The 13496-nt window shown below is 68.5% G+C and carries 11 protein-coding genes; 4 read left to right on the top strand and 7 right to left on the bottom strand.

Features of this window, described 5'->3' with window-relative positions; all coding sequences use genetic code 11:
• Positions 1-3: 3 nt before the first annotated feature.
• The 7 genes from CEF10_RS08365 to CEF10_RS08335 form a co-directional block, all read right to left on the bottom strand.
• Positions 4-1581 (bottom strand): gamma-glutamyltransferase family protein, encoded by a 1578-nt coding sequence (locus CEF10_RS08365; protein WP_101067691.1) that lies wholly within the window; start codon positions 1579-1581, stop codon positions 4-6.
• A gap of 20 nt (positions 1582-1601) precedes the next feature.
• On the bottom strand, positions 1602-2774 hold the full coding sequence (locus tag CEF10_RS08360; RefSeq protein ID WP_101067690.1) for a M24 family metallopeptidase: 1173 nt from the start codon (positions 2772-2774) through the stop codon (positions 1602-1604).
• 71 nt (positions 2775-2845) lie between these two features.
• Positions 2846-4387 (bottom strand): AMP-binding protein, encoded by a 1542-nt coding sequence (locus CEF10_RS08355; protein ID WP_198586165.1) that lies wholly within the window; start codon positions 4385-4387, stop codon positions 2846-2848.
• On the bottom strand, positions 4380-5147 hold the full coding sequence (locus CEF10_RS08350; RefSeq protein WP_101067688.1) for an enoyl-CoA hydratase/isomerase family protein: 768 nt from the start codon (positions 5145-5147) through the stop codon (positions 4380-4382). The genes CEF10_RS08355 and CEF10_RS08350 overlap by 8 nt, the downstream gene beginning before the upstream one ends.
• A gap of 101 nt (positions 5148-5248) precedes the next feature.
• On the bottom strand, positions 5249-5698 hold the full coding sequence (locus CEF10_RS08345) for a GNAT family N-acetyltransferase (RefSeq protein WP_101067687.1): 450 nt from the start codon (positions 5696-5698) through the stop codon (positions 5249-5251).
• A 71-nt stretch (positions 5699-5769) separates the two neighbouring features.
• Positions 5770-6078: an H-NS histone family protein gene (locus CEF10_RS08340; RefSeq protein WP_101067686.1), complete on the bottom strand. Its 309-nt coding sequence runs from the start codon at positions 6076-6078 to the stop codon at positions 5770-5772.
• 147 nt (positions 6079-6225) lie between these two features.
• Positions 6226-8217: a protein meaA gene (locus CEF10_RS08335; protein WP_101067685.1), complete on the bottom strand. Its 1992-nt coding sequence runs from the start codon at positions 8215-8217 to the stop codon at positions 6226-6228.
• Between the two features lie 136 nt (positions 8218-8353).
• Here CEF10_RS08335 and CEF10_RS08330 point away from each other — a divergent pair, with 136 nt between their 5' ends.
• The 4 genes from CEF10_RS08330 (at position 8354) to CEF10_RS08315 (ending at position 13494) form a co-directional block, all read left to right on the top strand.
• Entirely contained in the window at positions 8354-9724 is a 1371-nt protein-coding gene (locus CEF10_RS08330) for a 1-acyl-sn-glycerol-3-phosphate acyltransferase (RefSeq protein WP_101067684.1), read from the top strand.
• Between the two features lie 140 nt (positions 9725-9864).
• Positions 9865-11151, top strand: coding sequence for a crotonyl-CoA carboxylase/reductase (ccrA, locus tag CEF10_RS08325; protein WP_101067683.1), 1287 nt, complete (start codon positions 9865-9867; stop codon positions 11149-11151).
• Between the two features lie 103 nt (positions 11152-11254).
• Positions 11255-12781 (top strand): ATP-dependent DNA helicase, encoded by a 1527-nt coding sequence (locus CEF10_RS08320; protein WP_101067682.1) that lies wholly within the window; start codon positions 11255-11257, stop codon positions 12779-12781.
• Positions 12778-13494 carry an SDR family oxidoreductase gene (locus CEF10_RS08315; RefSeq protein WP_101067681.1) on the top strand — a complete coding sequence of 239 codons (717 nt, stop codon included), beginning with the start codon at positions 12778-12780 and terminating at the stop codon, positions 13492-13494. The genes CEF10_RS08320 and CEF10_RS08315 overlap by 4 nt, the downstream gene beginning before the upstream one ends.
• The last annotated feature ends 2 nt before the right edge of the window (positions 13495-13496 follow it).

Genomic DNA, 13496 nt, shown 5'->3' with positions numbered 1-13496 from the left:
GGCTCAGCCAACGATGGCGTAGCACGACCGGCGCGGATCGGCCCCGCCCATCAGCAGCCCGTCTTCGCGCCGCGCGATCGCGTTCGCCCCGCCCATCAGCCGCGACCACGCTCCGACGCGGCGTACCTGCCAGCCGGCGGCGCCGAGCGCGTCGTCCCATGCCGGCGGGCAGCGGTCCTCGAGCAGGACGGTATCCCCGGTGTCATGGCGGATGCGGGGCCATTCGATGGCCTGCTGCACGTCGAGGCCCTGCTGATAGTGCCGCCGCAGGATCTGGTACAGGCTCTGCGGCTGGCCGTGGTCGCCCGGCGTGGCCAGCGTCATGGCAAGCCCGCCGGCGCGGGTGACGATCGCCGGGCACAGCGTGTGGAAGGGGCGCATGCCCGCACGCGCCCCGCGCACCGGATCGCCGTCGAGCGTTTCCAGCCGGGCACGGTTGTGAAGCACCAGACCCTGCTCGGGGCAGGTGACGCCCGATCCGAATTCCTCGAACAGCGATTGCACCCAGGAGACGGCATTGCCGTCGCGGTCGACGACCACCAGCGTGGCGGTGTCGCCGCCCCCCGACACCGGCGGGCGGCCCGGCGTTTCGGCAGCCAGCCGCTGCAGTCCGGGCGGGTCCAGAAGGTCGGCGGGCAGATCGACCCGGGCCGGATCGGCGCACCAGCGGTCGCGCGCGGCAAAGGCGGCCCGCTTCTGTGCAAGGTAGGCCAGCGGGTCGACCACCGGGTCGTGGCCGTCGGTGGGCGTCCCGGCGGCGAGATGCGGCTCGAGCCCGGCCAGCGCGGCCAGCGCGAGCCCCTGGGAATTGGGGGGCGCGGCGTGCAGCGTCATCCCCCGCCACGCCACGCTGAGCGGCGCCTGAAACTCGGTGCGGTGGCCGGCAAGGTCGTCGGCCGAGAGCAGCACACCGCTGGCGCTGGCCTGTGCCAGCCAGGCGTCGGCCAGCGGCCCGGAATAGAACGCCCGCCAGCCGTCCCGCGCCAGCTGCCGCAGCGTGCGCGCCGCGCCGGGCTGGCGCAGCACCTGTCCGAGGCGGCAGTCGCCCGGCCGCCCGAACATTTCGGTCAGCTCCGGGTGATCGCGGCACAATCCGGCGTAGACCGGGCCGTTGAAGAAGGCGGTGTTGGTCGCGTCGGCCGGCACGCCGGTTTCTGCCGCGTCGATCGCGGCCGTCAGCACGTGGGAAAGATCGCGCGTGCCGTAACGCTCCAGCGCCTCGCCCCAGGCGGCAACGACACCGGGCACGGTCACCGTCAGCGGACCGGTCGCGGGCAGCGCGGCGTGGCCCGCGTCGGCCAGCGCCTGCGCGTCGAAGGCACCGGGCAGGCGGCCCGAGCCGTTGATCGTCTCCACAGTGCCGCTTGCATCGCACCAAAGCGAGATCGCATCGCCCGCGATCCCGTTCATGTAAGGCACGGCGATGGCCAGCGTCGCGGCGGCGGCGATCGCGGCGTCCATCGCGTTGCCCCCTTCGCGCAGCATCTGCGTGCCGGCCTCCGCGGCAAGGTGATGCCCGGCCACCACCATGCCGCGATGGCTGGTCATCACCACGGGCCTGTGGGCTTGTGCAGGTGTCATCGGCGCCTCCCTTGCCGCGCTCAGGCCTTGACGAACAGCTCGCGCGGGGACTGCGCGAAGACCTCCGCCCCCGTCTCGGTGACCGCGAAGGTTTCCGAGATGACCACGCCGTCGTGCTCGCGCCAGATCGCGGGAATGCAGTGGAAGGTCATGCCCGGTTCCAGCACCGTGGTATCCGTGCTGCGCAGGCTGGCCGTCAACTCACCCCACGTGGGCGGGTAGCCGATGCCGACCGGGTAACCGATGCGGCTGTCCTTCTCGACCCCGTGCTTTCGGCTGACCCTTTGCCAGGCGGCAGCGAGGTCCGCGCAGGTCGCGCCCGCCCTGACCGTGTCGAGCACCGCCTGCAGCCCCTCGGCGATCACCTCGGACAGCCGCTTGAGCTCGTCCGGCGGGGTGCCAAGGTAGATGCAGCGCGACAGCGGGCTGTGATACCGGTGCCGGATTCCGCCCAGTTCGATGTAGAATATGTCACCGTCGGCAAGCTGTTCGTCGGTCCACGACAGGTGCGGGGCCGAGCACATCTCGCCCACCATCGCGTTGGGCGGCTTGCAGGGGAAGGTGCCGCCGAACTCCGGCAGCCCGGCGGTGGTCACGCGGTAGACCTCGGCCATCACGTCGCACTGGCGCACGCCGGGCGCCGCGGCCTCGAATGCGGCCTGCTGCGCGGCCGCGGCGATCTGCCCGGCCTGGCGCATGTAGGTCAACTCCCGCTCGGACTTGACCATGCGGCAGCGGTTCACGAGCAGGAAGGCGTCATGGAAATCCGCCTCCGGCAGGCGGCGGCGCAGGATATGATCCCAGCGCGCGGTGTAGTAGTAGTCGTCGGTCTCGACGCCGACGGCACGCGCGCCCAGCCCCATGTCGATCAGCCGGTCGGCGACGAAATCCATCGGGTGCAGCGTGTCGGAGCCAACGTATTCGTCGGGGTAGGGCACGACGTTGTCCGCCGCGAGATAGGCGGTGAACTTGGCGCCGGCGGCGTCCATCTTGCGGCCGATCCAGACCGGTTCGGCGCGGTCGGCGGCGACGACGACCATCTGCGGCGTGTAGAACGACCAGCCGTCATATCCCGTCAGCCAGAACTGGTTGGCCGGCGACGCGACGAGCAGCACGTCGATGCCGCGTGCCGCCATCGCCGCCTTAACGCGTTCGACGCGGGCCTGGTATTCCGATCTGTCGAAAAGCAGCACCTTTCGTCCCCCTTCTTCCGTACCGTTCTCGGGCCAGACTTGCACGGGCCGCGCCCGCGGGCCACCCCCGCTCAGCGGTCGCCGCGGTCGAAGGCGTCCGCGATGTCGCGATCCAGCCGGGCCTTGCGGATGCGCTGGCTGGGGGTTCGGTCGAACGCGGTCACCTGCTTCCAGTAGCGCGGGACATGCGCGCGGGGCAGGTTGGCGCGCGCCCAGTCCGCCAGCGCCGCGGGGTCCCAGGCAACGCCGTCGCGCAGCAGGATGAAACACAGTATGTCGTGTTCCCCCGTCTCGGCATCCACGCCGACGGCGGCCGTTTCGGCGATGTCGGGATGCGCGGCCAGCGCCGTCTCGACCTCCCAGGCCGAGACGTTCTCGCCCCGGCGCCGCAGCGAATCCGTCATGCGGCCCAGGAAATACAGGTTGCCGGCCGCGTCACGCCGGCCCATGTCGCCGGTGAACAGCCGGCCGTCCCGCCGCAGCTTTGCGGTGGCGTCCGGGTCGCCCAGGTAGCCCGGCGTCAACAGCCCCGCGTGCCTCGCACGCACCACGATTTCGCCCGTCGCCTCGCCGCAGGCCGGATGGCCCGCCGCATCTCGGATCTCCACGTCGAGCCATGGAACGGGCTGGCCGACCGCGCCTTCCGCGCCGTTCATGTTCACCGTGGTGAAGCTCGAGGCCTCGGTCATGCCGTAGACCTCGCGCAGCGGCACGCCGAAACGTTCGGAAAACGTACGCTGGACGTCGGGCCGGGCCCCGCCCCCGAAGGCCAGCGTGACCGGGTGGTCGCGGTCGTTCGCGGCCGGTGCCGCCTTGAGCAGGATTTCCAGGATGCCGCCCAGATAGTGCATCTTCGTCACGCGGTTCTGGCGCACCGCGTCCCAGAACCCGCTGGCGCTGAAACGTTCGACCAGCACAAGCCGCGCCCGCCCCGCCAGCGCCATCGCCAGCAATTGCGGCCCGCCGATGTGGTGCATCGGCTCCCACATCAGGTAGCCGTCGCCGGGCGTGCAGGCGCTGGCCAGCGCGCAACCGGCGGCCGAGGCGATCAGCATCCGCTCGGTCACGATCACGCCCTTGGGCGGGCCGGTGGTGCCCGAAGTGAACAGGATCGCGCGGTGCGCGTCCGGGTCGGCGGGCGGCCCGAGTTCGGGTGCCGCCTCGGCAGGCCGCCATGCCCAGCCGTCACGCTCCAGGACCGGACGGTCGGCCGGGTAGCCCGCCGCGCGCAGTGTCTGCGTGGTGCCCGGCGCGGCCACCGCCAGCATCGGGTCGGCCACCGTGAGTGCATGCGCCAGCGACGGCCCCCGCGCGTCGGGTGCCAGCGGCACCCAGAGCGCACCGGCCAGCGCGATGCCCAGCACCTGCGCGATGTGGCCCGGCCCGGCCTCCAGCATCGTCAGCACCGGATCACCCGGCACGATACCCTGTGCCCGGAGCGCACCGGCCTCGGCCCGCGCGGCGGCGGCAAGTTCGCCGATGGTGATTTCGCGCCCCTCGTGGATCAGCAGCACGTCGTCCGGCGTGTCGCGCTCCCGGTCCAACAGAAGGCCACCCAGCGTTCGGGGGAAGGGCGGCGCCAGGGCGGCGGGCAGGGATGCGATGCTATTCATCGCCGCCCCGGCCGAGGAACCTGCGCGTTTCCTCCTGCATCTCGCCGGACTCGAACGACATGCGATGATAGCGCTTGGCCGCCGTGATCGCATCGTCCAGTCCCGGCTCCAGCACCTCGAAGAAGCGCCGCTTGATCAGGCGCATCGCCGTGCGGGGTTTGGCGCCAAGCTCGTCGGCCAGTTCCATCGCGCGGGGCAGCACGCGGTCCTGCGGGACCACTTCGTGCAGCGCGCCCAGCCGGTGCGCCTCGTCGGCGTCCATCAGGCGGCCCGTGAGCGTCAGTTCCTTCGTCCGCGACAGCCCGAGCATCTCGCGCATGATCCAGGGCCCGGTGATGCTGGCGATGCCGGAGTTCACCTCGGGCTGGCCAAGGCGCACGCCGGCGTGCCCGATGCGGATATCGGTGAGCAGCACGAACTGGAACGCCGATCCGGCGGCCACGCCGTTCAGCGCGGCGATCACCGGCACCTCCAACGTGCCCACCGCGCGATAGAGCGCGCCGAAACTGTCGATCCAGTCCTCGGCCATGCCCGCGTCGAAGGTGCTGAGTTCATTGAGGTCCTGACCCGCGCTGAAGGCGCGGTCGCCCGCGCCGGTCAGCACCACGGCCGCCACTTCGGGGTCGGTGGCGGCCGCGGCCAGGCGGTTCACCAGTTGCGCGCGCATCGCGCTGTCCCAGGCGTTCATCCGGTCGGGCCGGTTGAGTGTCAGGCACAGGCAGCCGCCCGCCCGGTCTTCGAGAATGGGATCGTCCGCCATGCCTGTCGGCCTCCTGGTTCCGGGCATCCGGGCGTCGGGTGCCCTCGGGGCGGAAGGCTAGGCGGCAAGCGGTGGCGCGGTCAATGTTCTGCCGCGCGTGTCTATGGGCGCGCGTACTTGATGAAGGGCGTCAGCTTGCCCACCCGGTCGTAGAGCCGCCGCGCCTGGGTGTTGAAGTCCTGTGTCAGCCAATAGACCGAGGGGCATCCGGCGGCATCGGCGGCGGCGTAGACGGCCTCGATCAATTCGCGGCCGACGCCCGTGCCGCGCACGTCCGGGTGGGTGTAGAGATCCTGCAGGTAGCAGGTCTTCTCGATCCGCCAGTTGTGCGGATGGAAGATGTAGTGAACCAGCCCGACAGGGCGGTCGCCGCTGAGCGCGATCAGGCCGTTCTGGTCGGGATGGTCGGATGAACACAGCCGCGCGAAGGTTGTCTGGTAGACCTCGTCGGAGACGGTCGTTTCGTAGAAATCCAGGTACTCCGTCCAGAGCGCGCGCCAACCGCTTTCATCGCGCCGTTCGATCGGCCGGATTCGAACTTTCCCGCTCATGGACCGGCATTCCCGCAGGTTTCCGGCGAAATCTTCATGATCTCGTCTTGAGACACCATGCGGCTTTTGCTTCAGATTGCCAGATCGTCGAGCGATTTGCCGTTTTCCAGTGCCTCGATCACCCAATTCGGTTTGCGGCCCCGGCCTGTCCAGGTCTGTTCGGGATTTTCGGGGTTTCGGTACTTGGGCGCACCTTTCGACCCCTTTCCGGCACCGCCTTGCAAATCGTTAAGAGAGAAGCCGTATTCCTTGGCCGCCTCTTCCGCCGCACGCATCGCTTCGGCGCGGCGGCGGGTTTCGACAGTCTTCAGCGCCTTTTCAACGTCTCTTTTCAGAGCCAGCAACTCGTCTTTCGACATTTTGTCGAGATCGATTTCCATCTCGTTTCCCCTTGAACATGTTTTCAAGGATATTGGCGCAATTGCATGAAAATGCAATCCCGAAAACGGATGGGTCGCAATTCCGGCGCCGGCTTCCATTCAGAGGCGAAGCCCGTTCGTGAATTCCCGCAAGGGTTTGCCGCAGGCTTATTCAGCGGCCAGCGCCGCGGGATCGGCGAGCGTCACGATGTCGATCATGATCGTGTTCAGCTCGAAATCCTTTGGCGTGTAGACTTTCGAAACGCCCATGTCCTTGAGACGTTTCGCGTCCTCTTCGGGAATGATGCCGCCCACGATCACGGGCACGTCGCCGAGTCCGGCCTCGTGCAGACGGTGCAGCGTATCCTCGACCAGCGGCACGTGGCTGCCCGACAGGATCGACAGCCCGATGACATGCGCGCCGCTTTCCACCGCGCCGGCGACGATCTGTTCGGGCGTCAGCCGGATACCTTCGTAGTCTATGTTCATGCCGCAGTCGCGTGCGCGGAAGGCGATCTGTTCCGCCCCGTTGGAGTGCCCGTCGAGGCCGGGCTTTCCGACGAGGAATTTCAGGCGCCGGCCCAGCCTGTCGCTGACCGCGTCCACCCGGGCGCGTATATCGTCAAGGCCCTCGGTCTTGTTCGACGGGTTGGGCGACACGCCGGTGGGCCCGCGGTATTCGCCGAACACGGCGCGCATCTGCTCGGCCCATTCGCCGGTGGTCACCCCCGCCTTGGCGGCCGCGATCGAGGGCGGCATGATGTTTTCGCCCGCCTGCGCGGCCGCGCGCAGGGCGGCCAGCGCTTCGGACACGGCCGCATCGTCGCGCGCGGCCCGCCAGGCGTCGAGCCTGTCCACCTGCTCCTGTTCCACCGCCGGGTCGACGACAAGGATGCCGCCCTCCTCGTCCATCAGCGGGCTGGGTTCGCACTCGGTGAACTTGTTGACGCCCACGACCACGGTCTCGTTGCGCTCGATCCGGCCCAGCCGGTCGGCGTTGGAGTCCACAAGCCGCGCCTTCATGTACTCGATGGCATTGACGGCCCCGCCCATGCTGTCGATGCTGGCGAGCTCGTGGCGCGCGCCCTCTTTCAGTTCCTCGACCTTGGCGTCGACCGCCGGGTTGCCGTCGAACAGATCGTCGAACTCCAGAAGGTCCGTCTCGTAGGCCAGGATCTGTTGCATGCGCATCGACCACTGCTGGTCCCACGGCCGGGGCAGGCCAAGCGCCTCGTTCCAGGCCGGCAGCTGCACGGCGCGCGCGCGTGCATTCTTCGACAGCGTCACCGCCAGCATCTCCAGCAGGATGCGGTAGACGTTGTTTTCCGGCTGCTGCTCGGTCAACCCGAGGCTGTTGACCTGCACGCCATAGCGGAAGCGGCGGTATTTCGGGTCCTCCACGCCGTAACGCTCGCGGCAGATCTCGTCCCACAGGTCGACAAAGGCGCGCATCTTGCACATCTCGGTGACGAACCGGATGCCCGCGTTCACGAAAAAGCTGATTCGCCCCACCAGCCGCGGGAAATCAGCGGCAGGCACGCGGGTTTGCAGCTCGTCCAGCACCGCCGTCGCGGTGCCAAGGGCAAAGGCCAGCTCCTGCTCGGGCGTCGCGCCCGCTTCCTGAAGGTGGTAGGAGCAGACGTTCATCGGGTTCCACTTGGGAACGTTGGCATAGCAGTATTCCGCCACGTCCCCGATCAGCCGGAGCGACGGCTTGGGCGGGCAGATGTACGTGCCGCGGCTGAGGTATTCCTTGATCAGGTCGTTCTGCACCGTGCCGGTCAGCTTGGAGGTGTCCGCGCCCTGTTCCTCGGCCACCGCGATGTAGAGCGAAAGAAGCCACGGCGCGGTGGCGTTGATCGTCATCGAGGTGTTCATCTGGTCCAGCGGGATCCGGTCGAACAGCGTGCGCATGTCGCCCATGTGGCACACCGGTACCCCGACCTTGCCGACCTCGCCTTTTGCCAGCACGTGGTCGCTGTCGTAGCCGGTCTGCGTGGGCAGGTCGAAGGCGACCGAAAGCCCGGTCTGTCCCTTGGCCAGGTTGGCGCGGTAAAGCGCGTTCGAGGCTTCTGCAGTCGAATGCCCGGCATAGGTGCGGATCAGCCAGGGGCGGTCGGGCTGGCGGTCTTTCTGCGGCTCATTCTGCGTCTGCGACATCGGCGGGCCTCGTGAATCAGTTTGCGCAATTTTGTTGCGCTTACGCGTTCATAGGAAAAACATTGTGGCACTGTCAATTCGCTGCGTTGCGGCGTAGGCCATTTACGCGGGGCGCGCGACCTGCTTTGCTGCACCAATGGGCCGAACCGTCGAAATGCCGTTATGGGTGCTGGTGCTCCTGGTCGCCTTCGCGGCGGTCACCTTCGCGTCGCATTTTCTCTTTCCCTCCGTTCGGTGGTTCTTCCGCCGCCGGATGGAGCGGGTGGTCGCGCGCCTCAACGAACGGCTGCAGCGGCCGATCGAGCCGTTCAAGCTGGCCCGTCGCCACGACATGATCCAGCGGCTGATCTACGACCCCGAGGTCAGCCGCGCCGTGGCGCAGCATGCGAAGGAGCACGGCGTGCCCGAGAACGTGGCCTTCGAACAGGCGCGCCGCTACGCCCGCGAGATCGTGCCGCGTTTCAGCGCCACGGCTTATTTCGGGGTTGCCACGCGGCTCGCCAAGTGGCTCAGCCGGGCACTCTATCACGTCCGGCTGGGACATTTCGACGAGGACGCTTTCGGTGCCGTGGACCGCGACGCAACAGTCGTCTTCGTCATGAACCATCGCAGCAACATGGATTACGTGCTGGTCACCTGGCTGGTCGCCGAACGCTCGGCCCTGGCCTATGCCGTGGGCGAATGGGCCCGGGTCTGGCCGCTTTCGGGCCTGATCCGGGCGATGGGGGCCTATTTCATTCGCCGGAAATCGCGCGATGATCTCTACCGCCGGGTGCTCGCGCGTTACGTCAGGCTGGCGACGGAAGGCGGCGTGACACAAGCGGTGTTCCCCGAGGGCGGTCTCAGCCTCGACGGCGCGCTGGCGCCGCCACGTCTGGGCCTGCTGAAATACATCGTGGAAGGGCGTAGCGCCGAGTCGCGCGACGTTGTCTTCGTGCCGGTGGCGCTGAACTACGACCGGGTGCTCGAGGACCGGACCCTCGTGGCAGCCGGTCGGTCGGGCGAACGCCGCTTTCGCGCCCGCATCAGCGTTGTCGCCGTTTCCATCCTGAAACAGCTCTGGCGCAAGCTGGCGGGCCGTTACCACCGGCAGGGGTTCGCCGCGGTGAGCTTCGGCCCTCCGCTGTCACTGGCGACGTTCGAGCGTGACAGGCCCGGCGCCGGGGTGGAGGGTCTGGGCGAGGTTCTGATGGAACGCATCGGCGCCGAGGTGCCAGTCCTTCCCGTGCCGCTGGTCGCCCGCGCATTGCTGCTGGCGGATGCCCCGCCCGGCGAGTCCGATCTGGCCGCGGCGGTCGACGGGATGGTCGCGGCGCTGCCGCGCGACCACGTGCGCCACCCCGACGGGGACGGTGCCGCGCTTGCGGCGGAAGGGTTGCGGCGGTTGCGATGGCGCGGGCTGGTCGCGGACGGGCGCGGCGCGATCACGGTGCCCGAGGACGCGCGGCCCCTGCTGGAGTATTACGCGGCCTCCATCGGCCATCATTTTCGCGGGTGCAGCGCGTAATCGCGGATCTTTCTGCATCCGCGCGGTCATAAAATTACAAATTCCAACCAAACGGCATTGCATTGTTGCGTGCCGCTGGCTATCCCATGGGGCGAACCGCGATTCTGCGTCGCGGCAAAAGGATGACGAGGAGGCTGACCATGGCGCTGGACACGGAAACGGGCATCGCCGAGTACGACGCACCGGAAAAGGACCTTTACGAGGTCGGCGAACTGCCCCCGCTTGGCTATGTGCCGCCGAAGATGCACGCATGGGTCCTGCGGCAGGAGCGTCACGGCGACCCCGACCAGGCCCTTCAGAAGGAGGTCGTGGACACGCCCGAGATCGACAGCCACGAGGTGCTGATCCTGGTCATGGCCGCGGGCGTCAACTACAACGGCGTCTGGGCCTGCCTCGGCCAGCCGGCCTCGGTGTTCCGTCAGCACAAGGCGCCCTACGCGATCATCGGCTCGGACGCGGCGGGCATCGTGTGGAAGGTCGGCGAAAAGGTCACCCGCTGGAAGGTCGGCGACGAGGTTGTCGTGCACTGCAACCAGGACGACGGCGACGACGAGGCCTGCAACGGGGGCGATCCGATGCTGTCGCCCAGCCAGCGCATCTGGGGCTACGAGAGCCCCGACGGCTCCTTCGCCCAGTTCACCCGGGTGCAGGCGCAGCAGCTGATGCCGCGGCCCAAGCACCTGACCTGGGAGGAGTCGGGATGTTACACGCTGACGTTGGCCACCGCCTACCGGATGCTGTTCGGCCACGAACCGCATGACCTGAAACCGGGCCAGAACGTCCTGGTCTGGGGGGCTTCGGGCGGGTTGGGATCCTTCGCGATCCAGCTGATCAACACCGCCGGCGCGAACGCGATCGGCGTGATATCCGAAGAGGACAAGCGCGACTTCGTGATGGACCTGGGCGCGAAGGGTGTGATCAACCGCAAGGATTTCAACTGCTGGGGCCGGCTGCCGGAAGTCAACACCGAGGAATACAAGGAGTGGTTCGCCGAGGTCCGCCGTTTCGGCAAGGCCATCTGGGACACCACCGGCAAGGGCGTGAACGTCGACATGGTCTTCGAGCATCCGGGCGAGGCGACGTTCCCCGTCTCTACATTCGTGGTCAAACGGGGCGGCATGGTGGTGATCTGCGCCGGCACGACGGGCTACAACTGCACCTTCGACGTGCGTCACATGTGGAGCCACCAGAAGCGCCTGCAGGGCAGCCATTTCGCCCACCTCAAGCAGGCGAGCGCCGCCAACAAGCTGATGCTCGAACGTCGGCTCGATCCCTGCATGTCCGAGGTCTTCGCGTGGGATACCCTGCCGCAGGCACACATGAAGATGCTGCGCAACGAGCACAAGCCGGGCAACATGGCCGTGCTGGTGCAATCGCCGCGCACCGGGCTGCGCACCGTCGAGGACGTGCTCGAGGCGGGCCCGTAACCGGCGCGCGGGCTGCAGCCCCGGTCAGGACATTGGCGCCGCGTGTTTCGCGCGGCGCCGCTTGCTCTGGCGCAGGCCGCGGCGCAAGGTTAGGGTTCGCGCCATGTCCGTACCGGCGCCCGCATTTTCCGAGGACCAGGCCGAGGCCCACGATCGCATCGCCGAGGCGCTGCGCGAGGCCGGCGTCGACCTGGACAACGGCCTGCTGGCCCCCCCGCGCGAGGGGCGATCGCGCGTCATGTCGGTTGTCGGCAAGGCCGGGTCGGGCAAGACGCTGCTGCTGTCCTCGCTGACGCACGCGCTGCGCGAGGCCGGGGTCGAGCTGGTTTCGGGCGATTACGAGGGGCGCCGCCGCCGCGACCGGCGCACTCTTGCGGTGCTGGCGCCCACGAACAAGGCCGCGAGCGTGCTGCGCACCCGCGGCGTGCCCGCCACCACGATCCACCGCATCCTCTACACCCCCGTCTACGACAAGGACTACGAGAAGATCGCCGAGTGGCTTTCGGGCGAAGGGGACCGCCCGGAGATCGAAGGGCTGACCGACCAGGCGCTCGACCGCGCGCTGGCCTTCTACGAAAGCCACAAGTCGGTGCCGGGGGCGCTGGCCGCCGCCGGGTTGCGCGGGTCGGATTTCATCACCGGCTGGAAGCGCCGCGAGGATCCGCTCGACATCGGTTTCGTCGACGAGGCCTCGATGCTCGATGACCGGCAGATGGAGGACCTGCGCGAAATCTTCCCAACCGTCCTGCTGTTTGGTGACCCCGCGCAGCTTGCGCCCGTGAACCAGTCGGGGCGCATGGTTTTCGACGGGATGGCCGATGACGCCAAGCTGACCCTGCACCGCGTGCACCGGCAGACGCAGGACAACCCGATCCTCGATCTGGCACACGCTCTGTCCGACCCGGCGATCGGTTTTCAGGACTTCGAGTCGATGGTCCACGAGATCGCCGCCCGCGACGACCGTGTGCAGGTTTCGGGCCGGGTGGAGGTCGACCTGATGGCGCGCAGCCCCGTGCTGGTGTGGCGCAACGCGACCCGCATCCGTCTGATCCAGGCGTTCCGCACCGTGCACCAGGCCCCGGAGACGGAACTTCTGCCGGGCGAGCCACTGATCTGCGACGGGATCGAACTGCCGCTCAAGCACCGCAAGCGGCGGCTGGACCTCGAGGCGCGCGGGCTCATCAAGGGGGCGCAGGTCATCTACCTCGGCCCCGGCAAGAAGCCCGGCTTTTCGCGGCTCCACGTCATCGGCGCGGAGGATCCGCGCGTGAGCGCGGCCAGTATCGTGCGTATCGAGAAGCCGGAGGAGGAGGAACCCTTCATCCCGTTTGCCGCCTCGATGGGCGCGAGCTTCCTTCACGGGGCGGCGGTCACCATTCACAAGGCGCAGGGATCGCAATGGCCCGAGGTGCAGGTCTTCGCGCCCGACCTGTTCGCCGCCGCGCGCATGGGTCGCACGGAGGCCGGCCAGCCATTGTGGAAGCGGCTGGCCTATGTCGCCATCACCCGCGCGGAGGAGCGTCTGCACTGGGTGGTGCGCAACCGCCTGTCGAAGCCCACGCATCCGCTGCGCACCGACGATCTGAAGGCCGCGCCCGCGCCGCTGGAACTGGAGGCCGAGGAAACGTGAACTCGATCGTCATCACCGGGGCGAGCGCCGGGATCGGCGCGGAATGCGCCCGCCATTTCCTTGACGCCGGCTGGCGGGTGGGGCTTCTGGCGCGCCGCCGCGATGCGCTCGAGGCCGTGGCCGACGGCCACCCGGCTGCCCGTGTTCTGCCGTGCGACGTGACCGACGCGGCCGCCGTTGACGCGGCGTTTGGCGCGTTCTGCGCGGAGCGGCGTCTGGATGTTCTGTTCAACAACGCCGGCACCTTCGGGCGGGCCGCGCTGATCGACGGGCTCGACCCGGAGGAATGGCGGCAGATCGTCGAGGTCAACCTGACGGGCATGTTCCTTTGTGCGCGGGCGGCCTTTGCCCGGATGCGCGCGCAGACCCCGCGGGGCGGGCGCATCATCAACAACGGCTCGATCAGCGCGCACGCGCCACGGCCCGCCTCGGTGGGCTACACCGCGACCAAGCACGCGATCACGGGGCTGACGAAGTCGCTGTCGCTCGACGGGCGCGACTTCGACATCGCCTGCGGCCAGATCGATATCGGCAACGCGCGCACAGCGCTTCTTGACGGTGTCATCGCCACCGACCCGGACAACCCGCCGCCAACGATGGACGTGGCCGAGGTGGCGCGCACGGTGCTGCACATGGCGAAGCTCCCGGCAGAGGCGAACATGCAGTTCATGACGCTGATGGCGACCAGGATGCCCTTCGTCGGCCGCGGCTGACG

This window comes from Roseovarius salinarum (assembly GCF_002834145.1).
In the GTDB taxonomy this organism is placed as follows: Bacteria; Pseudomonadota; Alphaproteobacteria; order Rhodobacterales; family Rhodobacteraceae; genus Roseovarius; species Roseovarius salinarum.
This window is presented reverse-complemented; position numbering and strand designations above follow the sequence as displayed.